Raw genomic sequence first — 23,766 nt, forward strand, 5'->3', positions numbered from 1 at the left:
CAGGACCCTCCCAAGCATACTGGCTGATCGAGGCCCCACACCGAGGGCACGGCGAACTCGCGACCCGTCACGCCTCGCCTCGCGACCAGTTCGCTCCGCGCAACGCGCCGAGCTTGTCCAGCACCTTCCGCAATTCGGCGACAAGCGGGTGATCGCGTACGACCAGCACCGCGAACCAGCCCGCGCCGCCTAGCGCGACCGCCGCGGCGATCAGCAGCGGCGACGTGTCGGCGGCCCAGCCCTTCCACAGCATCAGCCCGAACGCCGGCGCGACCGCGATGGCCGTGAGCAGCAGGCTTTCGCCCAGGACCCGCTCGATCTCGCCGCGTTCGGTTTCCGCCAGTCGATCGATATGCGGGCGGTACAGGAGATAACCACTTATCGACTCGATAAGCCGGCCGCCCGCCGCCGCGGTAACGCTGAACAGGCTACCGACCGCAAAGCTGCCCAATCCGATCACGGCGCGAATCAGCTCGTAGCGCGTCAACGTCGGGGTTTCGCGCCGGAGCACGAACAGCTCCCAATTCATGCCGAACGCCAGCGCCACGAACTGCCCGATCATCAGGATGGAGAGCGGGGCCGCCGCGCCCATCCACTGCTCGCCGTACAGAATGTGGATGGCGGGCCGCGCCAGCACGGCCAGCCCGATGACCAGCGGCCAGATCACCGCGGTGATCAGCCTGATGCTCAGCACGAACGTGTCGCGCAAAGTGCCCTTGTCGCGCAGATCGTCGGACATCTTGACGAACAGCACACCCGTGGCGAGGCCGTACACGTTGCTCCACACCAGGCTCGCCAGCGTGGCCGCGCGCGAATAGAGGCCGAGCGCCGCCAGTCCGAGCATCCGGCCCAGGATGATCTCCGACAGGCGCTGGGTCAGGCTCGCCACCCCGCCGATCGACATCATCTGGAAACCGAACACGACGATCGGCTTCAATCCTTCGCGTGTCGGCCTGAAGATCAGCTCGCGGCGACGGCGGATGTTGTAATAGGTCGCGCTGTACACGCCCGCGACCAGCGGGCCGACCACCGGGCTGAGCGCGCCGAGCCCGCCGTATGCGCAGGCGACGATCGTCACCGACGTGATAACCACGCGCACCATGCCCACGCGCGTCAGCACGCCGTAATTCATCTCGCGCCTGTACAGGGTGCTGGGCACGAATTCAAAGATGCCCAGCAGCGGGCCGACCGCGCTCAGCATCAGCACGGCGCCGATCTCGCGCTCCCCGCCCCAATAGGCGGTGATCGCCCCGGCGCCGAAGGTCAGCAGCGCCAGCAGCAGGTTCATGGCCGTGTGCACGGTGTAGACGCGCCGAATCAGCGCCTTGGTCATCTCGCCTTCGCGCAACAGATAGGTGCCGATGTCGAGCGAGGTGAAGATCGAAATGATGCCGTAGGTCGCCATCGCGATCGCGAATACGCCCATCTCGCGCGGGCCCAGCAGCCGCGCGACGATTACCGAGCTCGCGAAGGTCACGATGAAGGTGAAGGCCTGGCCGCCATAGGACCAGCCGAGGGACGTACGCACCGACATCGATCGACCAAGTTACCTTTGCAACGCGCCGCGCCGTACCGCAGCTACCGGCAGAAAGCCAACTACGCTTGCCGCCCGCGCTCCGGGTCGCCATGGACCGGTCAGTTATCGCACATTGCGGGTATCACGAGGGCTGGATGTTGCAAGCGTTGTACCGCCGGATCCGGCTTCGCGCCCGGATCGAGTCGATCCGCGACGGCGGGCCGAAGGCGCATCGCGCGCCCGCTCGATGGGTGCGTCGACCCACGATCAAACCGGGCGCAAGATTGTGCATCTTCGTGGTGCTTGCGCGGGGAGGCCGGCTTTTGCCACACAGCATCGACCATGCGCGCGCCTGGCACGACGCCGGATACGATGTCGTCATCACCGTGGTCGTCGACTCCCTCGATCAATCAATCGACACCACCCCGGTCGATTTCGCAGACGGCCTTCTTCTGCGCGTGAACCGCGGCTATGATTTCGGCGCATGGGCGGCGACAATACGACTAATCGGCCGGACGTTGGCCGAGTCCTCAATACTCGCTATCGCAAACGACAGCGTCGTTGGCCCGTCATCAAGCTTTGGTGCTATGCTGTATCGCGTCGCCGGATCCGGCGCCGATCTAGTCGGTCTAGTTGAGAGCAAGGAACGCGCGCCGCATTTTCAAAGTTTCGTGCTGTTTTTCAAGCAGAATGCGTTACGGTCGCGCGTCTTTAGGCGTTTCTGGAACGGGGTCCGCTCCGGCGAGCGTGAGTATGTCGTCAATAATTACGAGGTGACGATGCGCTCGCGGTTCGAAGCCGCCGGACTTAGGACTGAGCCACTCCATGCGGCCGGCGACTTATTATGGTTCAATCCGACCATCAATGGTTGGCGGGCGCTACTGGATGCGGGATTTCCATACCTCAAGGTGCAACTGCTTCGGGACAATCCGCACCACTCGCCCTTGAAGAACTGGCGCGAGGCTGCGGCGCGAAGCGGCTTCGATCTGCTTAGGCTCGAGCATCAACTTGAGGAGCTGGAGCGGATCGGAGGTTCGCCATGGGCATTCCGCATCGCCGATCAGGAGTGACGTCCCTGCCGGTCGCCCGGGCGGAAGCAGGACACGTTGAGCTGCAGGTCAAATCCGTGCGGGGGCGTGTCGGTAAATGGATGCGCGACTCCGTGCGCGCCGTTGATGACGTAGCGGAAACCAGCCTTCGTCACGAGGTTCAATAGATCGCCCAGCAGCTGCGGCTTGTCGGGATTGCTATGATACTCGAAGAACAGCAGGCCAACATTGTCCAGCTTGTCCTCGATATCGAACATGACGTTGTTCTCGGCTCCCTCGATATCAATCTTAAGGAAATCGACGAACCGCTTTTCCAGCTCGGACCGCAGCCGCTCCGCGCGCACCTTGACAGGCCGGTTCAAATTCTCCGAATCAAGTTCCAGCGATCCGGCGAGCGAACCTTCGGCGTAGAAGGTAAGCGTCGTATCCTCGACCCAAGCGGCGGCTTGGCGCAGATCGACAGCCGAAAGGTTAGCGACGTTATCCTTCAGTAGCCCGAAGATCGTCTCGTCGGGCTCGTAGGCGACGATCGTCGCTTCCGGGAATCGTCGTTTGAAATAGACGATGCTCAACCCGATATTCGCGCCGGCATCGATGATATGAGGCGCCGGCCCCGCCGCGTCGAAGCGGTAAACCTCGTCGTAGAATATCTCCCCGACGGAATGCAGAAATCCTCCAGCGCTTGAATAGCGGATCGGCTCGCCGAACAGCTGCGAAGCACCGCCCTCGAAATGCGACTTGCGTTTAACGGCGCGGTAGTCGCGGCCTGACATCACCTCGCGCATGGGAGATGCTTTGCGCCTCAGTCTATTCACAAGGCCCACCCGACCACTCCTTTGCCACGCAAGATTCGCCCGGCGGACGAGCACCATGATCTCGAAGCCGCCACATGATCGACGACCCGGAACGGCGCTCCCGAGCCCGCTCGTCCTCATCTTCTATGACGGTTACGGACTGAAGGCGAGAGTAACCATCGATTGGTTAACGCCGCGTCAACCAACCCCCTTGGATCGCGGTTAAAGGGTCGCCGCCTACTCCCACCTCAGTTCTTGGGAGGGGTTTCAAAGACATGCATATCAATCGGTTGCGTACGTCGTCCGCCATGGTCACGGTCGCGCTGCTGCTGGCGGGCTGCGGCGGGGGCAGCGAAGGGGCCGCGCCCGGCATCAACATCGTACCCGGCGCGGTCGCCGTCGCGCCGGTCCCGGCCGCGGCGCCGGCCCCCGCGCCCGAAACGGCCCAGGGCTCGCCCGAGGACCTGGAGGCGCTGCGCTACATCAAGCGCGGCGCGGCGTCGCTGCCGCCGCTCGACCTGTCGGACATGCGGCTGTGGAACTGGGGCGGCAAGTGGCACGCGTCCGAATGGGGCAACTGGATGGGCCCGCTCCCCTGGAAGTACGACCACGTGTCGAAGGCCGCCAACGGCGACGTCGTCATGAAGCTCGATTCGGGCGGCGCGCCGCAGCTCCAGGCGATGGACGGGATGCCGCCGGTCGCGACGGGCATGTGGGAGACCGAAGTCACGCTGCCCAAGCTCAAGGACGGGTTGGTCGTGGCGCCGCTCTGGCTCTACGACGCCCAGAGCAGCGACGAGATCGACTTCGAATTTGCCGGGCGCAAGGGCTTGGACGTCACCATGCACGTCAAGGTGAACGGTCAGATGCAGCACATGTCGTCGCGGCTTTTCGCTGGCCGCGACATGTCGGGTGAACGCCACCGTTTCGGCATCAAGGTCGACCAGACGAACGGCTATGTCGAGATGTACCTGGACGGCTACCGCGTCCACCGCTGGGATCGGAGCACCTCCAAGGGATTCGTTTCCCGCACGCTGCGGCCCTTCATCGAGATGTGGGCCGCCAATCCGGACGACGGCGGCTTCGTCGGCTGGGTCGGCCGGTGGACCGGGCTGGCCGACAAGGAGACGCTGACCATGACCGTCCACGGCTACGGCTACAACCCGACCGGCAAGACGCCGATCTGACCCGGCGGCCCGGGCGACGACGACGCGTCGCCCGGGCGATTTCCGGCCGCTTCAACGGTTTAACCGGCCCGCGATCGGCTGCCGGACGCTTTCCCGCAACGGACGCGGCGCGGCACGGAGCTTGCGCGCGGGACTAACCTCAAGCTAGGTCACTCGCGGCGGTCGCCCGGTGGAATGGTCCGCCGCGCGCCCGGCGAGGAAAGTTCTGTGGCGAATATCCAGGGTGACGGCAGGCGGACGGAGCTGCGCGCCGCGGTGGCCCGGTACCGGACGGCCTTCATCACGGTGGCGATCCTGAGCGGCATGCTCAACGTGCTGCTGTTGGGCGGGTCGCTTTACATGATGATGGTCTACGACTCGGTGCTGCCGAGCCACAGCCTGCCGACGCTGTTCGGCCTGCTGGCGATGATCGTCGTGATCTACGCGTTCCAGGGGCTGTTCGACACGATGCGCCAGCGCATCCTGTCCGATGTCGCCTCGGGACTGGACCGTCAGCTGTCGCGGCGCGTCCAGCTCGCCATTTCCGAAGCGTCGATGCGTGGCGGACGGACGGCAGGCGACGGGCTGACCGTGATGCGCGATCTGGACCAGGTGCGCGGCTTCCTGGGCGGACCGGGCCCCGCCGCGCTGATCGACCTGCCCTGGATCCTGTTCTTCCTCGCGATCCTGTTCATGCTCCATGTCTGGCTGGGCGTGACCGCGCTCGTCGGCGCGGTCGTGCTGATCATCCTGACGGTCCTGACCGACCGTCGCACGCGCGAGCCGATGAGCCAGGTCGCCCAGATCGCCGCGATGCGCAACGGCATGGCCGACAACAACCTGCGCCACGTCGAACTGCTGACGGCGCTCGGCATGCGCAGCCGGATGCAGGATCGCTGGAGCGAGGTGAACAACCTGTACCTCGGCGCCAACGACCGCATGTCGCGCACCATCGGCGTGCTGGGCGGCACCAGCAAGGTGTTCCGGCTGCTGCTCCAGTCGCTGATCCTGACGGTCGGCGCGATCCTGGTGATCGACGGCAAGGCGAGCGGCGGCGTGATCTTCGCGTCCTCCATCCTGGCCGGCCGCGCGCTCGCTCCCGTCGACGCCGCGATCGGCAACTGGCGGGGCTTCGCGGCCGCACGGATCGGTTGGAAGCGGATCAGCGACCTGCTCGCGCGCGTGCCCGGCGAGCAGGCGGTGATGACCATCCTGCCCCGGCCCACGCGCGAGCTCTCGGTCGAGGGGCTCGTGGTGGCCCCGCCCGGAACCCAGCGCGTGACGGTGCAGAATGCCGACTTCAAGCTGACGGCGGGCGATGCGCTGGGTATCGTCGGCGCGAGCGCGGCGGGCAAGACCTCGCTCGGCCGCGCGCTGATCGGCGTATGGCGCCCCGCGCGCGGGGCGGTGCGGCTCGACGGCGCGACGCTCGACCAATGGCATCCCGACGCGCTGGGCGAGTTCATCGGCTATCTGCCGCAGACCGTCGAGCTGCTCGACGGCACCGTCGCCGAGAACATCGCGCGCTTCGATCCCGAACCCGACTCGGCCGCGGTGATCGCCGCCGCCGAGGTGGCCGGGGTGCACGAAATGGTCGTGCAGCTGCCGCAAGGGTACGAGACCGCCGTCGGCTCCGACGGCTCGCAGCTGTCGGCCGGGCAGCGGCAGCGGATCGGCCTTGCCCGGGCGCTCTACAAGGACCCGTTCCTGGTGCTGCTCGACGAGCCCAACTCCAACCTCGACGCGGCGGGCGAGGCCGCGCTGGAGCGCGCGGTGCGCGCCATCCGCGACCGCGGCGGGATCGCCGTTCTGATCGCGCACCGCCCGTCGGCGCTCGCGCAGGTCAATTACGTGTGCTTCATGCGCGACGGCCGGATCGAGGCGTTCGGCCCGCGGGACGAGGTCCTCGCGAAGATCACCGCCAAGCCGACGCCGCTTCGACCCGTACGGCCCCAGGCGGCCGGCGCTGGCGGCCCCGCCGCGGCCGCGGTATAGAAGGTTCAGCCATGGCCACCAATCTTCCCGCCCTGTCGGGCGACCACGACCGGTACGGCGTCGCGCCGTATGATCCCGACCGCAACATCAAGTCCAAGCTGCGCCTGTCGCTCATCGCGATCGCGATCCTGGTGTTCGGGCTCGGCGCGGCGGCGGCGTTCGTGCCGATGGGCGGCGCGGTGCTCGGCAGCGGCCAGGTCGGCGTCGAATCGCGGGTCAAGCGCATCGCCCATCCGACCGGCGGCATCATCTCCGCCATCTACGTCAAGACCGGCGACCGCGTGAAGAAGGGCGACATATTGATGCGCCTGGACGACACGGTCACGGGCGCCGACGCGCAGCTATCCGGCCTTTCGGTCGACCAGCTGCTCGCCCAGCGCGCGCGGCTGGAGGCGGAGCGGCTCGGCGTAGCCGGCATGGGCGTCCCGCCCGAACTGCGCGGCAGCACCGACGCGGGCGCGCGCAAGGCGCTGGCCGACGAGCAGAAGCTGTTCGCGATCCGGCGCGGCGAACAGGCGGGCATGCGCGCCCAGCTCGACGCGCGCATCCGCCAATACGGCCAGCAAATCGCGGGCTATCGCGCGCAGATCGACGCCCTGCAAAAACAGACCGCGCTGATCGAGCCCGAGCGCCGGGGCGTGAAGGAGTTGTGGGACAAGGACCTGGTCACGATCAGCCGCCTGAACCAGCTCGAGCGCACCCAGGTCGACTTCCAGGGTAGCATCGGCGCGCTCCAGGCTCAGATCGCGCAGACCGAGGCGCGGATCACCGAAGCGCGCGAGCAGATTATCCAGCTCGGCGAGTCGCGCCGGTCGGAGGCGGGCACCCAGCTGGCGCAGGTCAACGGCACGCTCAACCAGCAGCAGGTGCGCTCGGTCTCGGCGGGCGACACGTTCGACCGAAGTGTCATCCGCGCGCCTTATTCGGGAGCGATCGACAAGGTCGCGTTCGCCACGATCGGCGACGTCGTCCGCCCGGCGGAGACGATCATGGAGATCGTGCCCGACGACGACCGGATGGTCGTGGAGGCGATGGTCAGCCCCGCGGACATCGACCAGGTGCGGTCCGGCCAGCGCGCGCGTATCCGCTTTTCCGCCTTCAGCTCGACCGCGACGCCCGAGATCGAGGGCGAGGTCGCCGTGGTCGCGCCCGAGCGCACCACCCAGGCCGAGACGCAGCAAAGCTTCTACGCGGTGCGCGTCGAAATCGACGAGCGCGCGCTGTCTCGCGAGCGCCAGATGAAGCTGGTGGCGGGAATGCCGGCGGAGGTCTTCATCGAGACGGGCAATCGATCGATGCTGTCCTATCTCACCAAACCGCTGCGCGACCAGTTCGCGCGCGCGTTCAACGACGGCTGACGGCCGCATCGGCCGGAGCGGGAAAGCATACAGATGAGTATCGTTACGCGCCGGACGGCGCTTCTGGCCGTGTGCGCCCTGTCGGTGGCGATCGCCGCCGAGACCGGGGCGGAGGCGCAGGAGCGGCCGACGCCCCCTCCCCCGGCCCCGCCCGGCCGCGACGCGCGCCTGCCGGTGTACGTGCCCAGCTTCCCCTACGGCGCGGACGCCGGCGTTGCGGCGACAACGCCGGGGCGTCCGATCGGTACGCTGCGCGACGCGATCGCGCTCGCCTATTGGTCGAACCCGCAGCTGCTGGCGGAGCGCGCCAACCTGCGTTCGACCGACAATCAGCTGCCGATCGCGCGTTCCGCCTACGGCCCCACGCTGGACCTCCAGGCGAGCCAGAACTACCAGCGCGACCGGCGCGAGCTGGTGCCGAACCGTTTCCGCGGCGATCAGGGCTTCTCGAACACCGCCGCGCTGATCCTGAACCAGCCGCTCTATACCTTCGGGCGTAACCGGGCGCGCGAGAACGGCGCGCGCGCGCAGATCCTGCTCGGCCGCGACTCGCTCCGGCTGACGGAGGCGCAGGTGCTGCTGGACGTGGTCAGCGCGTTCGTGTCGGTCGAACGCGATGCGTCGGCGGCCCGGATTGCGCAGGAAAACGTCGATCTGCTCGACCGGCAATACCGCGACAATGTCGAGCGGTTCCGCGTCCGCGAGATCACCTCGACCGACCTTCAGCAGGTCGAGACGCGCGTCGAGATCGGCCGCGCGCAGCTGCTCCAGGCTGAGGGGCAGCTGGGCGTCAGCCGCAGCCAGTTCCTGAATGCGGTCGGCGCGCCCGCCGCGCCCGCGCTCGCCGAGCCCATGCCGCTACCGATCGCGTCGCCTGACATCGCCGGGGCCTACGCCTATGCCGACGCGAACAGCCCGCTGGTCCGCGCCGCCCAGTCGCGCGAGAAGATCTCGCGTGCAAACATCGAGGCGGCACGCGCGGAGATGGGACCCAGGCTCGATCTGCGCGGTACAAGCGCCTACGGCAGCGCATCACCCTATGCGGACAGTCTGCGCACGACCAATCTGGGCGCGGGCATCACCTTCACGCAGCCGCTGATCGACTCCAACCTGCGCGACTCGCAGCTACGCGCCGCCAAGGAGGCCAACGAGGCGGACTGGCGTCTGATCGACCTGGCGCTGCGCGATACGCGCGAGGCGGTGGCGACCAGCTGGAACCAGCTCACCGCATCGCGGGCGTCGCTCGAGCATTTCGCGAAGGCAAGCGAGGCGGCCCGGCTCGCCTATGAGGGCGCGTTGCTTCAGGAGCGCGCGGGCGCGCGGACCACGCTCGACGTGCTCGATCTCGCGCGCGACCTGCTCAATGTCCGCACCAACTTCGTGATCGCCCAGGCCAACGAATATCTCGCGCGCGCTCAGCTCCTCGCCGCGATCGGCCGGCTGGAAGCGCCGCTGCTCGTGCCCGACATCCGCTCGTACGATTCGCTGGCCAATTTCGACCGGGTGGCGCGGAGTGGCGATGTTCCCCTCCTCACCCCGGCGTTGTCGGCGCTCGACGGGCTGACCGCGCGCGACGTGCGGACCGACCGGCCGATCCGCGACCCGAGCGGCGCGCTTGCGGAGGACGGCCTGGTGCCGCTGACCACGGAGACCCCGCCGCGCATACGGTTGACGCCGGTCCTGCCTCCGCCCACCGGCGGCGGTAAATAGGGACGGCGGCTCACATGTCGTGGAAGTCGCGGTACCATGCGACGAAGCGGTCGATGCCTTCATCCAGCCTCACGCGCGGGCGATATCCGGTTAATTCCATGAGCGCCGACACGTCGGCATAGGTGGCGGTGACGTCGCCCGGCTGCATCGGCCGCATGACCTTGACCGCGTCGCGCCCCAACGCGCGTTCGAGCGAGCGGACCATGTCGAGCAGGCCGACCGGGTCGTTGCTGCCGATGTTGAGCAGACGCTGCCCGCCGGGCGCGGGCGGGTGGTCGAGCGCGCCGATGACCCCGTCCACGATGTCGTCGATATAGGTGAAGTCGCGCGCCATCCGCCCCTCACCGTAGATCTCGATGGGGTCGCCCGACAGGATCTTCGCCGCGAAGCCGAAGATCGCCATGTCGGGCCGTCCCCACGGGCCATAGACGGTGAAGAAGCGCAGGCCCGTCTGCGAATAGCGGTATAAATGGGCGTAGCTGTGGCTCATCAGCTCGCACGCGCGCTTGGTCGCGGCATAGAGCGACACGGGCGCGCCGGCGGGCTCGTCCTCGGTGAAGCCCGCACCGCCCATCGGCCGGTCGCCGTAGACCGAGCTCGACGAGGCGTAGACGAGATGCTCGAAGCCGGGCGCGTGGCGGCTGGCCTCCAGGATCGACAGATGCCCCTGCAGGTTCGACCGCTGATAGGCGAACGGGTTTTCCAGGCTGTACCGGACCCCCGCCTGCGCGGCCAGATGGACGATCCGTCGAACCCCGGCGGTCGCGACCAGCGCCCGCATCCGGTCCGCGTCGGCGATATCGGCGCGCTCGAACGCGAAGGCGTCGCGACCGGCGAGCGTGGCCAGCCGCGCCTCCTTCAGCGCGGGATCGTAATAGTCGTCGACGATGTCGACGCCGATCACCCGCTCGCCCCGGTCCAGCAGGCGGTGCGCGACCGCATGGCCGATGAAGCCCGCCGCGCCGGTCACTAGGACCGGGCCGGTGCGCGTTCCCTCCGTCATCGTCCGACGCCCGTGTAGCTGAAGCCCGCGGCCTCGATCTCGGCGCGATTGTAGATGTTGCGCAGATCGATGAGCACGGGCGACTTCAGGAGCGATTTGACGCGCGCAAAGTCGAGCGCGCGGAACGCGTCCCACTCCGTCACGATCGCCAGGGCGTCGGCACCCTCGATCGCCTGGTACGGTCCCTCGCAATAATGGACGTCGGGCAATATCGGCCGGGCCTGCTCGTGCCCCTCCGGATCATAGGCCCGCACGGTCGCGCCCGCGTCCTGCAGCGCCTGGATGACCGAGATCGCGGGCGAGTCGCGCATGTCGTCGGTGTTGGGCTTGAACGTCAGGCCGAGCACCGCGACCGTCTTGCCCCGCACCTCGCCCCCCATCGCCGTGATGATCTTGCGACCCATCGCGCGCTTGCGGGTGTCGTTAACCGCGACCACCGCCTCGACGATCCGTTGCGGCGCATCATAGTCCTGGCTGGTCTTCAGGAGCGCCAGCGTGTCCTTGGGGAAGCACGAGCCGCCGTAGCCGGGGCCGGCATGGAGGAACTTGCGGCCGATGCGGTTATCGAGGCCGATGCCGCGCGAGACATCCTGGACGTCGGCCCCCACCTTCTCGCACAGATCGGCGATCTCGTTGATGAAGGTGATCTTGGTCGCGAGGAATGCGTTGCCGGCGTATTTGATCAGCTCGGCGGTGCGCCGGCTCGTCACCAGCATCGGCGCCGCGTTGAGCGACAACGGGCGGTATACCTGGCGCATCACCTCGGTCGCGCGCGCGTCCTCCGACCCGATGACGATGCGGTCGGGCCGCTTGAAGTCCTCGATCGCCGCGCCCTCGCGCAGGAACTCGGGGTTCGACACCACCCCGAACGCCGCCTCCGGAGCGGCCTCGCGGACGATACGCTCAACTTCATCCCCCGTCCCAACCGGCACCGTCGATTTCGTGACCACGACCGTATAGCCGGTGATCGCCTCGCCGATCTCCTTGGCCGCGGCATGGACGTAGGACAGGTCGGCATGGCCGTCGCCGCGCCTGGACGGCGTTCCCACCGCAATGAAGATCGCCGCCGCGCCCGCCACACCGCCGCGCAGGTCGGTGGTGAAGCGCAGCCGTCCTGCCGCGACGTTCCGCGCGACCAACGCCTCCAGCCCGGGCTCGTAGATCGGCATCTGGCCCGCCAACAACCGGTCGATCTTGCGCACGTCCATGTCGACGCAGCAAACTTCGTGCCCGAAATCGGCGAAGCACGCGCCTGATACGAGCCCAACATAGCCCGAACCGATCATGGTGATGCGCAAGTCCGTCTCCCCCTTCGCCTAACCGGCAATGTCGCGCGGTCGACCAAGCGGGACGGACCGACGCGAGTCGGCCAATAACGGCACCCAAGTGAAAGTCAGCTTATCCCGGCGTTCGTCTGAGTGAGTATCGCACTGAATCGCCTACTAGGACGCCGCTACGCGACGACCTGTGGAGTGCGAGCTAAGCCGTGGATAGTGATTGGAGCGGGTGAAGGGAATCGAACCCTCGTCGTAAGCTTGGGAAGCTTCTGCTCTGCCATTGAGCTACACCCGCATAGCGAGATCCGAACCGGAGCCGGCAAGAGCGCGGTGCAAATCGATCAGCAATCAGTCAATGCCACGAACGAAGTATGATGGTCAATGCGATCGGTGTCGGATGGCAGCGACTTAACCGCTTACAAAAAAGGGGCAGGAGCCGCCGACTCCCGCCCCTTCTTCGTCATCCGGACAAGCGTTCAGCTGGCGAAGCTGATGCGGGTGGTGACCCTCCTGCGTCGCAACGCCGCACCCACCGCGCCAAAGCCGAGGATCATGAGCGCCCAGGTGGCCGGCTCCGGAACCGCGGCGGCGAGATCAGCGATCGTTAGGTTGCCGGCGAAGGTCAGATTGCCCGCGTCGTCGAACCTGCTCAGATCGAAGTTTCCGAGCCGGAAGGTCGGCGACGTGTTCGGGCCAGTAAAGAGCTGCGCCCCGCGTAGATCGTCGAAGTCGGTCGTGAACCCGCCGCCTTCGATTCCGAAAAAGAACGAAACATCGCTGACCGTTGACTGCGTCACGCCACCGGTACGCCGGATCGAGACGTCGGCGACGCCGAAGCCTAGCTCGCTCGCGAAATCCGGGGTCACGCTGCTCGGCAGCGCGAACGAGAAATCCCGGTTGAGGACCGTCCGGTCATCGAACGAAAACGAATATTGCTGCGCCGCAGCCGGCGTGGCGACTGCGGCCGCGCCGATCAACGCGGCCCCGACCACCGACTTGTAGTTGTACGTCATAAGCTCATCACCCCTAAATTGCGGCCGATCAATGATTGCGGACCGCATAACAGGTTAACGCTCAAAATGCTTGTCCCGAAAAGACACGATTAGAAAAGTATATAGTCGTTGAACTGCCCAACTAGAACGCCGCTCGGCGATCCCGAGAAACTGCCGACCACTGTGTCGCCGGTCGTCGTGGATGTCGGCGAACCGATCGTGGCGAACAGGAAGGCGGAGTCGCTGACCCTGTCGCCCTGGACGAGGATGGTGATGTCGTTTGCGCCGTTCTCGATGAAGATGCGTCCATTCGACAGGGTAACGTCGCTGCGGTCGACGCCGACGAACGCGGTGAGGTCGATCTTGTCGCCACGCCGGAAGTCGACGATCGTGTCGATACCGCCATTCGCCTCGAACACGAAGCGGTCGACGCCGAAGCCGCCCTGCAGCCGGTCATCGCCCGCCCCGCCGACCAGCACATCCGCGCCGTCGCCACCGATCAACGTGTCCGCGCCGACCCGGCCGTGCAGGACGTCGTCACCCGCATTGCCCGTCAGCACGTTCCCGGCTGCGTTGCCGAGCAGGACGTCCGCGCCCGACCCGCCGGTCGCGTTCTCGATGACGACATCGTTCGCGATCGTGTATCCACCGAAGATGCCGCCCACGAACGACACCACGCCGCCGCCGGTGGCGGTGTAGTCGAGTGTCGCCGCGGTGAGGTCGATCTGTGACGCGCGCGCACCGTTATAGCGGATCTCGTCGGTACCCGCCATGTCCCAGATCGTTGAATAGAAGGTGCCGCGGGCATTGGCGTCACGCAGCTCGTACACGTTGTTCCCGGTCTCACGGTCGACGACGCCGTACTTGTCCTGAAGCACCGCGATGTCGAACGCGCCGAGCGTCCCCGACCAGCCCCGGTCGATGGTCGCGCCGGTAAAAGGCGACGGACCGTTCGCGCCGCGCGGGTTCGCGTCATTGTATGACATGACGGAGTAAACGCCCTGGTTCAGGTCGAACAGGCCGTAGGTGCCGGGACCCGAAGAACCGGCCACGCCCAGCATGATCTCCGACCCGCCGCCCCGGTCGTGCGGATGGGCCAGGCCGTGCGCGTGGCCGAACTCATGCAGAATGACCGCATAGGAGAAGCCGCCTCGCTCAAGACTCTGCTGCTGCTGGAAGCGCCAGCCGCCGCTCGCGACGTTGAACACGCCAACGCCCTGATCCCCGCCGAAAACGGGGTCCTGCGGAAAGAAGTACGCGCCATACTGGGTCGATACGGTCTTCAGCAAACGGAAGGTCGCCTGGCTCGAGTCCTCCGTTACCTGATAATCGATGCCCAGGATGCGCTCGAACTCATCGAGGGCGAGCATGACCTGCTGCTTCTCGAAGGGGTTCCAGTCAATCGTCACCATCGGCGAGGTACCGTCGTCCGCGGTCTGGCCAAAATTCTCGTCCGAGTCGCCGAAATAGACGTATGCGGTTTCTCTGCCGTTCACCGTCGTGGTCGGGATGGTGGTCGAGTTGCGCCAGTTAATCGAGTCGAGCGGGTCGAACTGGGTTGGATCGATCGCGGTAACGTCGAGCGTATAGCCGCCCGTCTGGGTAGCGCCCGCCGCGGATGCATCGAGATAGTAGAAGCCGGTCGTGGGCGCAGTGTAGCTGAAGCCCGAACTCAGATCGCTCGCGCCGAGATCGTCGCTGCGCCCGATGAATGTGCCGTCGGGTCGGTAGATGCCGAGCACCGTGTCGAGCTCGCCCGGCGTAACGGCCGCCTTGGTGTCGTTGGCGTCGGTGCCGCCCGCCATCTGGAAGGTATAGAGCTTGCCCGCCTCCAGAAACACCTTGTACCGGTCAACGTCGCCGCCGGTCTCGACATGGCCGAACGTGGTACCTGTTCCGATCGTCACCGCGCCCTCGAAGGTCGCGGGCACCCGGTCCGTCGCGCGCTGCTGCCAGATGTCGACGGTGTAGTCACCAACGTCGCCCTCGTCGAACGGCTCGGACGTCAGCGTATATGTGCCAGTCGCGACGGCGGTGAAGGTGAGCAGCGAGGTGGTCGACACGCCGCCGTCGTCGTCGAACTCCGCGACCGCGCCGGTCGTGTCGAACACGAACAAGAGCGGGTCCGCGAGCGAGTTGGGACCCGTGCCCGCGCCGCGCAGCGCGACGGAATAGGTCTGACCCGCAACGACCGAGAAGGAAAAGGTGTCGAACGCCTCGCCCTGCGAGATCGTGCCCGTGAACCTGACGTCCGACGGAAACTGGATGCTGCTGGGAACGGTGGCGGTCACGCCGGCGGACACGTCGAGCGTGCGCTCGCGGGTGACCAGCTCCTTGCCCTGACACATCATGCAGCCGCAGGGCATGATGTCGATCCGGTCGCCGGCCGCTTCGCCGAAGCCAGCCGTGAACTGTCCGACCAAGTAGCTATCGGTAGTCATTCGATATTCCCCTTTTGGTTTTCGGTCCGCCCGGGCGTTCCCGAAAAAGTTCTCGTATTGCTAAAAAACATGAACTTAACCACGATACAATAGCTATGTTCGAGTAAATCGCGCGGAGACGAACGATGAGCGACGTTATGACGGCAGGTCTCGTCTGGCCGGTGATGTTCCTGGCGGCGACGGGCCACGCACAAGCAGCCGCACCGTCTCGAGGAGAGGTGGTCACACAGGCGGCTGCGGCTCGGCCGACGACACGGCCCAGCGCAGCCTTTCCCGGCGGCTTGCCGCACGCACGCGGGCGCGAGTTTGAGACGCTCGACGAGTATCTCGCCCATCTGCGCGACTATGCCGGGCCGATGGACCGGCCGTGGTACCGGGAGGTTAGCCCGGGCCTATTCAGGCTTGAGACCGGCAACCTGCGCGATGGATCGGCCGCCCGGCATTTCACCCGCGACCAGCTGGCAAAGCGGTTCGGGTTCAAGCAGTAGCGACCGAACCGACGCGCAGCCGTCCGGAGTGACGAGGCACTAGTCCGGCCGCACCCAAATGCGGGTACGGCCGCTCCGTCAGACCCCGAAAACGAGCTCCGCGTGCGCGAAACCGCTTTGCGTCAAGTCGAGAGCGCCGCCGGGCTGCTGCAAGGCCATCGCGGTCGATGTCTGGTTTGAAGGGCCGAAACGCACCGCGGCGACGTCGCTCACGCCCAGCAGATCGACGGTCGTGCCGAGCCCCAGCGTCAGCGTCAGGTCGTCAACGCCGTCGCCGTTCACGTCGCGCACTCGGCTGCGCAGCAGGGTGCCGCCGCCGTCGATGACGATGAAGTCCGCGTTCGTGTCGAAGTCGGTGATAACGTCCGCGCCCTCGCGCCGGCCAAAATGGAACGCGTCGCTCCCTGCGCCGCCGGTGAGCCGGTCGTTGCCGAGCCCGCCGAACAACGCGTCGTTGCCCCCCTCGCTCGACAACGTATCCTCGCCCGCGTCGCCATATAGCAGGTCGCGGCCACCGCCGCCGTTGAGCCGGTCCGCGCCCAACCCGCCCTCGAGCCGGTCGTTGCCGCCGCGCCCATTCAGCGTGTCGGCACCCGTGCCGCCAAACAGCGCGTCCTCGTCGTTCGTGCCGTCGATCGTGTCGTCGCCCGCGCCGCCGATTCGCGTGACGCCGTCGGTGACGCCCGTGACCGTTACGGCCACGCTCGCGGTGCTGGTCAGCCCGCCCGCATCGGTCGCGGTGTAGGTAAAGCGGTCGACGAACGTCTCGCCCGGCGCCAGCGCGTCGAACGAGTCGTCGTCGGCGACATAGACCAGTCTGCGCGCGCCGGCGTCGAACCGAACGGTGCCGAACGTACCGGCCGTGTCGACCGATGCGATCGATAGCGTCTGGCCCGCGTCGGGATCGGCGTCGTTGGCGAGTAGCGCGGCATACAGATCGCCCGCCTCCATGTCCTCGTTTACCGCGGCCGTATCGGCGCGCGCGGTCGGAGCCTCGTTCACCTCGACGACGGTCAGCGTGAAGCCCGCCGTCGTCGCCAGGCCACCCGTATCGGTCGCGGTCGCGGTGATCGCGTAGCTTCCCACGCTCTCCGCGTTGAGCGGCGCGGTGGTGGTGACCACGCCGGTCGCGGGATCGACCACGAACAACCCGCCCGCATTGTCGGTGAGCGCGAAGGTCAGCCGGTCGTTCGACGTATCGCTCGCCGACAGACTGCCTACCACGCTGCCTGCGGGCAGATTCTCCTTGATGCTCGCGTTACTGAGGACGAGGTTGGTCGGCGCGCGGCCCAGTTGCAGGAGCGCCAGCTGCGGATCGTGATCGGTCGGCCGCGTGCCCGAGAACTCGGCGTTCAGATGGACCGCGTCGAACGCCGCCCCCGCCGTCAGGCCGCCCGACACAAGGATGTTGTCGAGCGCCTGCGCGTTGCCGTTGAACACGAAACTGTAGCGCTCCTGCTCGGGCAATAACCCGTTCAGGTTTACGAGCACGCCGCCCCGTCCCGGATCGGTCAGCTGCAGCTGCTCCTCCTCGAAATAGAAGCCGTTGAAATCGCCAAGCACCGCGACGTTGAACGCCGGGTCGCTCGCGGGCTGGGCGTTAATGTAGGCCTTCACACCAGCGAGCTGCGCGGTGCGGGCAGCGTCGCCCGCATTGATCGGCGGTTGACGGTCACCCTGCAGCGGATCGCTGCCTAGGCGCGAGGTGAGATGGACGTTGATCGCGGTCAGCGTCTCGCCCGCGAAGGCGAACTGCGCGACCAGCGGCTTGCGGGTGCCGTTATAGGCGGAACCGGTGATCAGCGACGCGCTGCCCTCGATATAGGCGACCCGGTCAATGTTATAGAAATACCCGTTGCGGATGTTGCCGCCGGGCTCGCCACCGGTCGAGTTGGGCGCGTCGGGCGCAATCTCGACATATGCGTAGCGCAGGCCCGATTGCGCGCGGATCGCGTCGATCAGCCCCTGCGCGGTCACGACACCCGACAAGTTCGAACCCATGCCAGCGCCGTCGGCGTCTTGGATCTCCTGCACCGCCAGGATGTCGGGCGCTCGCAGGCGGAACACGATGTCGCTCGCGAGGATATCGAACTTGTTGTCCGAACGGTCGAGATTTTCCAGATTGTAGGTCGCAATCGACAGCCTGTTGCCGTCGCCCCGGAGCGCGGTCGTCTCGCGCTCCAGCGTCGCGTCGCGGGTGACGGTCACCGGCGCGGTCACCACCAGCTCGTAATTGTCGAACGCGTAGTTGAGCACGCCGGTCACGCTGCTCAACTGATCGCCGATCGTGTAGGCCGGGGTGAAACCGGCGAATACGTCCGCGTCGTTGTCGATCTGGAGCTTTTCCGGGTTGAAGTCGCCCAAGCCGTCCGTGGCGTTCGGCGAGACGGTAATCCCGCCCCGCGCGTTGACGCCGGTCGCGCCCGCGCCAAACGAAGCGACCACATCGGTCTCGCCGAAATTGTTGGTGTTGGACACTGCCATCGGCCGGTCGACGGTGACGCGCATCCCCTCCAGAGACTCGTAGAAATCCAGTCCGTCGGTCGCAGGGTCGAAGCTCGTCAGCCCGTCGTCTTCGGTCGTCTCGGGCGGCGGCGTCCGTCCGCCTACGCCGATCAGCACCGCGGTCGGAAGCGCGTTCCCGCGGCTGTCGATCGTCACGGTGGGGGCGGCGATCTGCGTGACGGACAGCCCGGTCGGGCCACCCTGAAACTCGCTCACCGTGCCGCGCACGGTGGTCCCGTCGCCGACCGTCACCGCGGGCCGCGTATTCGTGAAGACGAACACGCCCTCCGACGTGGCGACGTCACCGTCGCCGGTCGGGTCCTGCAGATAAAAGCCGTTGGAGTCGACGGCGGTGACGATGCCGGTGGTCGAGACCACTTGGCCGACGAAGGCGGACTGGTGGCCCGCTCCCTGGATTTGGGCGATCGTCGCCTGTACCGGGTCGTCGTTGTTGATCGTGCCCGTCGCGGACCCTTGCGTCACGACCACGTCGCCGGTGGTCGCGCCCAGCGTCACGAACAGCGTCTCGTTGCGCTCGCCGACCGTATCGCCCTGGACAGAAACGATGACCGGGCGGCTCGTCTCGCCGGCCGCGAATTGGACGGTGCCGGCGAGCGCCGCGCCGGCGATGAGGTCGGCCGCGTCGGCCGTGCCGAACGTGATCTGATAATCTACGCTGGCGGCCGACGCCGTGCCGCCGGCACGGCTGACGACGAAGGTCAGCGCGCGCGTGCCGCTGTCGCCTTCGGTAACCTGCGCGTCGCCTACGCGGAGCTGGCCGGTGCCGGTAGGCGACAGGAAGGTCTGGCCGGCGTTGACCTGGCCGAAGCTGTCGTCGGATGCGGTCGTCCAGGTGAAGTCGGCGGCGCTCGAGCCGCTGCCCTTCAGCTGGAGCGACAGGCCGACGCCGGGAGCGGGCTCTTCCGCCACGCCGATGTCGGTGCTGGTCAGCCCGGCGGCGGGTCCGTTTGTCGCGGTCATCTGTCCTTCGTAAGACAGGAACTGGATCACACGCCCGCCCGCATCGACGAGCGCCACGCCGTCGGGCGCGCCGTTCTGCAGCCCGACCGCAGCGACGGACACCGTGCCGAAGCCGCCCGCCTGGTCGGCGATGACGCCGCTCAGCGCGAGCGTGCCGTACACGGCGCCCCCGTTGCCGTTATACAGGACCAGCGTCCAGCCGGTCAGGTCGGTGCCCGCGACGCCTGCGACCTCGATCGCCTCGCCGACGTCCGTGCCGGCATTGTCGTAGTGGATCTCGTTGATGAACACGTTGGCAGGGGCGGTGGGAGGCGTGGCGTCGTCGTTGGCGATCGTCCCGGTCGCGACCGCGTCGGCCAGCGTCGCGCCACCCTGCGGAGCGGAAAGCGTCACGGTGAACGCCTCGTCCGCCTCGAATGCGGTGTCGCCCCGAACAGGTAGCCGGATTTCGGCGGTAGTCTGGCCGGCGGTGAAGGCGACGGTGCCGGTCGCGGCGAAGGCCGGGCTGAAATCGTCGGCGGCCGCCTGGCCCGTACCCGAGCCGAACATGACCTGGTAGCTAGCGGACACCGCGCCTTCGCTGCCGCCCGTGCGGGTGACTGTGAAAACGATATCCGACGCGCCGTCGTTGCCTTCGACGGCCTGAGCGTCGGCGATCGACAGCGCGCCGTTGGCGGCGGCCGCGGTGAAGGTCTGGCCGTTGTTCACCGCCCCCGGGCTGCTCGCCGATGGCGCGGTCCAGGTGAAGTCGCTTGCCTGCCGGCCGCTGCCGCGCAGCTGCAGGCTGAAGCCGACCGGCTCCGTGCCGGCCTCCGACACGCCAATGTCGGTGCTGGTCATGCCCGACGCGGGACCATTGGTCGCCGTCAGCGGACCCTCGTAAGACAGGAATTGCACCACGACGCCCGCCCCGTCGACCAACGCGATGCCGTCGGGCGAGCCGTTCTGGATGCCGGCGCGTAGGAAGGAAAGCGTGCCGAACCCGTTCTGCGCGTTCGGGATCACGCCCGACAGCGCGAGCTGGTCGTACACGACGCCGCCGGTGCCGTTGTAGAAGAAGACGCGCCAGCCAGTCAGGTCGGTGCCGGCGACGCCCGCGAGCTCGAAGCCTTCCTGCGTATCGGTGCCCGCGTTGTCGTAATGCAGCTCGTTGAAGAAGACGTTGGCAGGCATGGCGATTTCCCTCGAATGCGGACGAGGCGCCTGGGCGCGGTCCGTCGATCCCGGGCTCCTAGCCTTGCTTTATGACATTCGCGATGCGTCGTGGCCGGCTCCGCCCGGGTCCGCGTCCGATATTCAGACGTTGGCTGCGAGCTCGGCGATGCGTGCGCCGTTCAACGTGCGACGGCTGCCCGGCTCGTCGCTGTGCACGATGAGGTAGCTGCCCGCGCGGGTCGCAGGATCGAGCCCCGCCCAGCGCGACAGGCATTCGCCCACCGTCGCGCGCCAGGGAGCGTGGATGCTTGCCACCAGCTCGGCGGCGCGGGTCGGATCATACGGCGTCATGCGCGGGTCGTAGCTCCCGACCGGTAAGCAGCGGCTTAACGACCCTGTGCGGATCGACGCGAATACCGTGATCCGTCCTAAAATGGGACCATGACGTCAATTCGGTCGAACGCCGCATCCCTGCGGGAGATGCCCCCGTACATACCCTTGGCAGATAATGCGTCCGGCCAGCGCCCGACGGTCGCCGAAAAGGGGAACCCATGATGTTCATCACGAAGTTCGGTACGGCCTTGCTCCTGTCGGGCATCATCGCCGCCGCGCCGGTTGGCGCGCAGACGGTCTTCGGCCTCGTCGGCAACGACCGGATCGTCACCTTCAGCCCGCTGCAGCCGGGCGTCATCAAGTCCGACCAGTCCATCACCGGCCTTGGAACGGGCCAAATCCTGACGGGAATTGATTTTCGCCCGGTGGACCGGATCATCTACAGCGTCAGCACCACGGGCTCCGTATTCCGGCTCGACCAGACGAGCACCGGCTATGCGGCGACGCTGCTCGGATCGACCGGGGCGGCGGGATCGATGTCCGTACCTTCAGGCAGTAATTTCGGCATCGACTTCAACCCGGTGCCCGACCGCATCCGGCTGGTGAGCGACACCGATCAAAACCTGCGCATCAATCCGCTGACGGGTGCGACCATCGTTGACGGGACGATCAAAAGCCCTCCCGCGATGACGGGCCCGGCGACCTACGATCTGATCGGCGCGGCCTACACCAACAGCTTCGCCGGCGCGACGAGCACGGTGCTGTACGGAATCGACGCGTTATCGTCTTCTCTGGTCCGTAGCCTCAGCCCGAACGACGGCACCTATGTAGGTACGAACTTGGCCGACATGCCGTTCTCCCCGCTCGGCGTCGCGCTGACCGGCGCGTCGCAGGTCGGCTTCGACATCCTGTTCTCGGGCGGGACGAACCAGGCCTATCTGGCGGCGAACGACCTGTTCTATTCGGTCGATCTTACGAGCGGTGTCGCTACCAGCCGGGGCGCGATCGGCGTGGGCAACATTCGCGGAATCACCACCGCCGATCTCGCCGCCGCGGTGCCGGAGCCGGGCACCTGGGCGATGATGATCGCCGGGGTCGGTTTGATGGGTGCCGCGCTGCGCCGTCGTCGACATCCCGTAGGCGCGATCGCCTGACGCGTCCCGACGGTTAGATGGCTAAGGGCCGCTCGCGTGCTTCGTCGCGCGAGCGGCCCTTTTCCCTTATGCCGGTAACCATAGTTACGCCCCGCGCCGCCTTTCGCGTTGCCCGCGCGTTGGCATGAACACGGTTCAAGGGGACGACGCATGGACGACAGACGCGGGATGGACGGCAAGCAGTTCGTCGTCAGCATGATCGACGTGCTGCGGTGGCCCATCGCCTTCGTCGCGGCGGTGCTGATCCTGCGCGAGCCCTTGTCCGCGTTCCTGCGCGCGGTGACTGCCTCCCTGACTGGTTGACGCTTATCCGGCGCGCAGCGGGGCCATGTCGATCACGAAGCGGTATTTCACGTCGCCGCGCTCCATGCGGTCGAACGCCTCGTTGATCCGGTCGGGCGCGATCACCTCCACATCGGCGGTCAGCCCGTACTCGCGGCAGAAATCGAGCATCTCCTGCGTCTCCGCGATCCCGCCGATCAGCGATCCCGCCAACTGGCGGCGGCGGAAGACGAGCTCGCCGATCGCGGGCGACGGATGTGGCGTCGCGGGCACGCCGACGAGCGTCATGGTGCCGTCGCGCTTCAGCAGGCGCATGAACCGGTCCAGATCGTGCGACGCCGCGACCGTGTTCAGGATGAAGTCGAAGCTGTTCGCCTGAGCCGCCATCTGCTCCGCGTCTTTCGACACCACGACATCGTGCGCGCCCAACCGCAACGCGTCGTCGCGCTTGCCGGGCGAGGTGGTGAACGCCACCACCTCCGCCCCCATCGCGCGGGCGATCTTGACGCCCATATGTCCCAGGCCGCCGAGCCCCACGACGCCGACCTTGTGGCCCGGCCCGACCTTCCAGTGGCGCAGCGGCGAGTAGGTGGTGATGCCCGCGCACAGCAGCGGCGCGACCGCCGCCAGGTCGGCCTCATCATGCCGTACCCTGAGCACGAAATCGCGGTCCACGACGATCCGGTCCGAATAGCCGCCCAGCGTATGGCCGCCCATGACGGGATCGTCGCCGTTATAGGTGCCGACGAACCCCGTCCCCTCGCAATATTGCTCCTCGCCGTCCCGGCACGAAGCGCAGGTGCGGCAGCTGTCGACCATGCAGCCGACGCCGACCGTGTCACCGGGCGAAAGGTCGGCGACCTCCCCGCCCACCGCCGTCACCCGCCCTACGATCTCGTGGCCCGGGACGCACGGGAACAGCGTGCCGTCCCACTCGCTGCGCGCGGTATGCAGGTCGGAATGGCAGACGCCGCAGAACAGGATGTCGATCGCGACATCCCGAGGCCCCGGATCGCGACGCTCGAACGAGAAAGGCGCGAGCGGCGTCTGGGCGGAATGGGCGGCGTAGCCGCTGGCGGCGCTGGGCATCGATCAGGCGACCGTCAGGCCGACATCGATGTTGCCCCGGGTAGCGTTTGAATAGGGGCAGACCTCGTGCGCGGCATGGACCAGTCGCTCGGCGTCCGCGCGATCGGTGCCGGGCATGGCGATCGTCAGGTCGGCGGTGATGCCGTATCCGCCCTCGGACCGCGGACCGAAGCCGATCTGGGCCGATACGGTGGCGTCGGCGGGGACGGGCACGCCCACCTTGCCCGACAGCGCCTTCATCGCGCCCAGGAAGCAGGCGGAATAGCCGGCGGCGAACAGCTTTTCGGGGTTCGCGCCGTCGCCGCCCGGACCGCCCATCTCCTTGGGCACGACGAGCTTGACGTCGACCGATCCGTCGTCGGAACGCGCGGAGCCGTCGCGGCCGCCGGTCGCGGTGGCGCTGGTCTTGTAGATGACGTCGACGGGCATGGGGAAGCTCCTTGGAACGATGACCTCCTGAACGGTCGACCCGCACGGG

At 67.1% G+C, this 23,766-nt stretch carries 16 protein-coding genes, 1 tRNA gene and 3 pseudogenes; 9 read left to right on the forward strand and 11 right to left on the reverse strand.

From position 1 onward, the window contains the following. Positions 1–67: 67 nt before the first annotated feature. Complete coding sequence (locus ACFE7F_RS01070; protein WP_375401978.1) at positions 68–1,528, reverse strand: oligosaccharide flippase family protein; 1,461 nt, start codon at positions 1,526–1,528, stop codon at positions 68–70. 74 nt (positions 1,529–1,602) lie between these two features. Between ACFE7F_RS01070 and ACFE7F_RS01075 the strand changes: the two genes are divergently transcribed. Beyond that, the gene (locus ACFE7F_RS01075; protein ID WP_375401979.1) at positions 1,603–2,586 is read left to right on the forward strand and encodes a rhamnan synthesis F family protein; all 984 of its coding nucleotides are present in this window, start codon (positions 1,603–1,605) and stop codon (positions 2,584–2,586) included. Here ACFE7F_RS01075 and ACFE7F_RS01080 read toward each other — a convergent pair. Further along, entirely contained in the window at positions 2,577–3,437 is an 861-nt protein-coding gene (locus ACFE7F_RS01080) for an FkbM family methyltransferase (protein WP_375401980.1), read from the reverse strand. The genes ACFE7F_RS01075 and ACFE7F_RS01080 overlap by 10 nt on opposite strands. A gap of 212 nt (positions 3,438–3,649) precedes the next feature. Here ACFE7F_RS01080 and ACFE7F_RS01085 point away from each other — a divergent pair, with 212 nt between their 5' ends. The 4 genes from ACFE7F_RS01085 (at position 3,650) to ACFE7F_RS01100 (ending at position 9,588) form a co-directional block, all read left to right on the forward strand. Next, positions 3,650–4,546, forward strand: a complete 897-nt coding sequence (locus tag ACFE7F_RS01085) for a family 16 glycosylhydrolase (RefSeq protein ID WP_375401981.1) — start codon at positions 3,650–3,652, stop codon at positions 4,544–4,546. 207 nt (positions 4,547–4,753) lie between these two features. Next, a complete protein-coding gene (locus ACFE7F_RS01090; protein ID WP_375401982.1) occupies positions 4,754–6,520 on the forward strand; it encodes a type I secretion system permease/ATPase in 1,767 nt (588 codons plus the stop codon). Between the two features lie 11 nt (positions 6,521–6,531). Continuing rightward, positions 6,532–7,878: an HlyD family type I secretion periplasmic adaptor subunit gene (locus tag ACFE7F_RS01095; protein WP_375401983.1), complete on the forward strand. Its 1,347-nt coding sequence runs from the start codon at positions 6,532–6,534 to the stop codon at positions 7,876–7,878. A gap of 33 nt (positions 7,879–7,911) precedes the next feature. Further along, positions 7,912–9,588, forward strand: a complete 1,677-nt coding sequence (locus ACFE7F_RS01100; RefSeq protein ID WP_375401984.1) for a TolC family protein — start codon at positions 7,912–7,914, stop codon at positions 9,586–9,588. A 10-nt stretch (positions 9,589–9,598) separates the two neighbouring features. On the opposite strand, the gene ACFE7F_RS01105 is transcribed toward ACFE7F_RS01100, so the two are convergent. The 5 genes and pseudogenes from ACFE7F_RS01105 to ACFE7F_RS01125 all read right to left on the reverse strand — a co-directional run bounded on the left by ACFE7F_RS01105 (position 9,599) and on the right by ACFE7F_RS01125 (position 15,301). Then, positions 9,599–10,591, reverse strand: a complete 993-nt coding sequence (locus ACFE7F_RS01105) for an SDR family NAD(P)-dependent oxidoreductase (RefSeq protein ID WP_375401985.1) — start codon at positions 10,589–10,591, stop codon at positions 9,599–9,601. Next, the gene (locus ACFE7F_RS01110) at positions 10,588–11,889 is read right to left on the reverse strand and encodes a UDP-glucose dehydrogenase family protein (RefSeq protein WP_375401986.1); all 1,302 of its coding nucleotides are present in this window, start codon (positions 11,887–11,889) and stop codon (positions 10,588–10,590) included. The genes ACFE7F_RS01105 and ACFE7F_RS01110 overlap by 4 nt, the downstream gene beginning before the upstream one ends. 200 nt (positions 11,890–12,089) lie before the next feature. Beyond that, a tRNA-Gly gene (locus ACFE7F_RS01115) sits at positions 12,090–12,163 on the reverse strand. A 181-nt stretch (positions 12,164–12,344) separates the two neighbouring features. Next, a pseudogene (locus tag ACFE7F_RS01120) lies at positions 12,345–12,455 on the reverse strand (PEPxxWA-CTERM sorting domain-containing protein); the annotation flags it as partial. A 515-nt stretch (positions 12,456–12,970) separates the two neighbouring features. After that, positions 12,971–15,301: a M10 family metallopeptidase C-terminal domain-containing protein gene (locus tag ACFE7F_RS01125; protein WP_375401987.1), complete on the reverse strand. Its 2,331-nt coding sequence runs from the start codon at positions 15,299–15,301 to the stop codon at positions 12,971–12,973. A 125-nt stretch (positions 15,302–15,426) separates the two neighbouring features. On the opposite strand from ACFE7F_RS01125, the gene ACFE7F_RS01130 reads away from it, so the two are divergent. Then, a complete protein-coding gene (locus ACFE7F_RS01130) occupies positions 15,427–15,789 on the forward strand; it encodes a hypothetical protein (protein WP_375401988.1) in 363 nt (120 codons plus the stop codon). Positions 15,790–15,867: 78 nt separating this feature from the next. Here ACFE7F_RS01130 and ACFE7F_RS01135 read toward each other — a convergent pair whose 3' ends face one another. Together ACFE7F_RS01135 and ACFE7F_RS01140 are read right to left on the reverse strand one after the other, a co-directional pair. After that, positions 15,868–20,448, reverse strand: a complete 4,581-nt coding sequence (locus ACFE7F_RS01135) for a Calx-beta domain-containing protein (protein WP_375401989.1) — start codon at positions 20,446–20,448, stop codon at positions 15,868–15,870. Positions 20,449–20,571: 123 nt separating this feature from the next. Next, on the reverse strand, positions 20,572–20,781 hold the full coding sequence (locus ACFE7F_RS01140) for a hypothetical protein (RefSeq protein ID WP_375401990.1): 210 nt from the start codon (positions 20,779–20,781) through the stop codon (positions 20,572–20,574). A 203-nt stretch (positions 20,782–20,984) separates the two neighbouring features. Between ACFE7F_RS01140 and ACFE7F_RS01145 the strand changes: the two are divergent. The 3 genes and pseudogenes from ACFE7F_RS01145 to ACFE7F_RS01155 form a co-directional block, all read left to right on the forward strand. Then, positions 20,985–21,782, forward strand: a pseudogene (locus ACFE7F_RS01145) (DUF4394 domain-containing protein); the annotation flags it as partial. A gap of 30 nt (positions 21,783–21,812) precedes the next feature. Continuing rightward, positions 21,813–21,917: pseudogene (locus tag ACFE7F_RS01150) on the forward strand (PEPxxWA-CTERM sorting domain-containing protein); the annotation flags it as partial. A gap of 150 nt (positions 21,918–22,067) precedes the next feature. Beyond that, entirely contained in the window at positions 22,068–22,220 is a 153-nt protein-coding gene (locus ACFE7F_RS01155; RefSeq protein WP_375401991.1) for a hypothetical protein, read from the forward strand. Between the two features lie 3 nt (positions 22,221–22,223). Here the strand turns inward: ACFE7F_RS01155 and ACFE7F_RS01160 are convergent, their stop codons facing one another. Together ACFE7F_RS01160 and ACFE7F_RS01165 are read right to left on the reverse strand one after the other, a co-directional pair. After that, on the reverse strand, positions 22,224–23,288 hold the full coding sequence (locus ACFE7F_RS01160; protein ID WP_375401992.1) for an NAD(P)-dependent alcohol dehydrogenase: 1,065 nt from the start codon (positions 23,286–23,288) through the stop codon (positions 22,224–22,226). Between the two features lie 3 nt (positions 23,289–23,291). Next, positions 23,292–23,717, reverse strand: coding sequence for an organic hydroperoxide resistance protein (locus tag ACFE7F_RS01165; RefSeq protein WP_375401993.1), 426 nt, complete (start codon positions 23,715–23,717; stop codon positions 23,292–23,294). Between the last annotated feature and the right edge of the window lie 49 nt (positions 23,718–23,766).

The sequence above is a fragment of the uncultured Sphingomonas sp. genome (assembly GCF_964235535.1).
In the GTDB taxonomy this organism is placed as follows: Bacteria; Pseudomonadota; Alphaproteobacteria; order Sphingomonadales; family Sphingomonadaceae; genus Sphingomonas.

What these genes read in the sequence shown, in the direction of transcription:
- ACFE7F_RS01080 (WP_375401980.1), bottom strand. Translation starts at nt 3,437, where the DNA reads ATGGTGCTCGTCCGCCGGGCGAATCTTGCGTGGCAAAGGAGTGGTCGG.
- ACFE7F_RS01095 (WP_375401983.1), top strand. Translation starts at nt 6,532, where the DNA reads ATGGCCACCAATCTTCCCGCCCTGTCGGGCGACCACGACCGGTACGGC.
- ACFE7F_RS01100 (WP_375401984.1), top strand. Translation starts at nt 7,912, where the DNA reads ATGAGTATCGTTACGCGCCGGACGGCGCTTCTGGCCGTGTGCGCCCTG.
- ACFE7F_RS01105 (WP_375401985.1), bottom strand. Translation starts at nt 10,591, where the DNA reads ATGACGGAGGGAACGCGCACCGGCCCGGTCCTAGTGACCGGCGCGGCG.
- ACFE7F_RS01125 (WP_375401987.1), bottom strand. Translation starts at nt 15,301, where the DNA reads ATGACTACCGATAGCTACTTGGTCGGACAGTTCACGGCTGGCTTCGGC.
- ACFE7F_RS01130 (WP_375401988.1), top strand. Translation starts at nt 15,427, where the DNA reads ATGAGCGACGTTATGACGGCAGGTCTCGTCTGGCCGGTGATGTTCCTG.
- ACFE7F_RS01135 (WP_375401989.1), bottom strand. Translation starts at nt 20,448, where the DNA reads ATGCCTGCCAACGTCTTCTTCAACGAGCTGCATTACGACAACGCGGGC.
- ACFE7F_RS01140 (WP_375401990.1), bottom strand. Translation starts at nt 20,781, where the DNA reads ATGACGCCGTATGATCCGACCCGCGCCGCCGAGCTGGTGGCAAGCATC.
- ACFE7F_RS01155 (WP_375401991.1), top strand. Translation starts at nt 22,068, where the DNA reads ATGGACGACAGACGCGGGATGGACGGCAAGCAGTTCGTCGTCAGCATG.
- ACFE7F_RS01160 (WP_375401992.1), bottom strand. Translation starts at nt 23,288, where the DNA reads ATGCCCAGCGCCGCCAGCGGCTACGCCGCCCATTCCGCCCAGACGCCG.
- ACFE7F_RS01165 (WP_375401993.1), bottom strand. Translation starts at nt 23,717, where the DNA reads ATGCCCGTCGACGTCATCTACAAGACCAGCGCCACCGCGACCGGCGGC.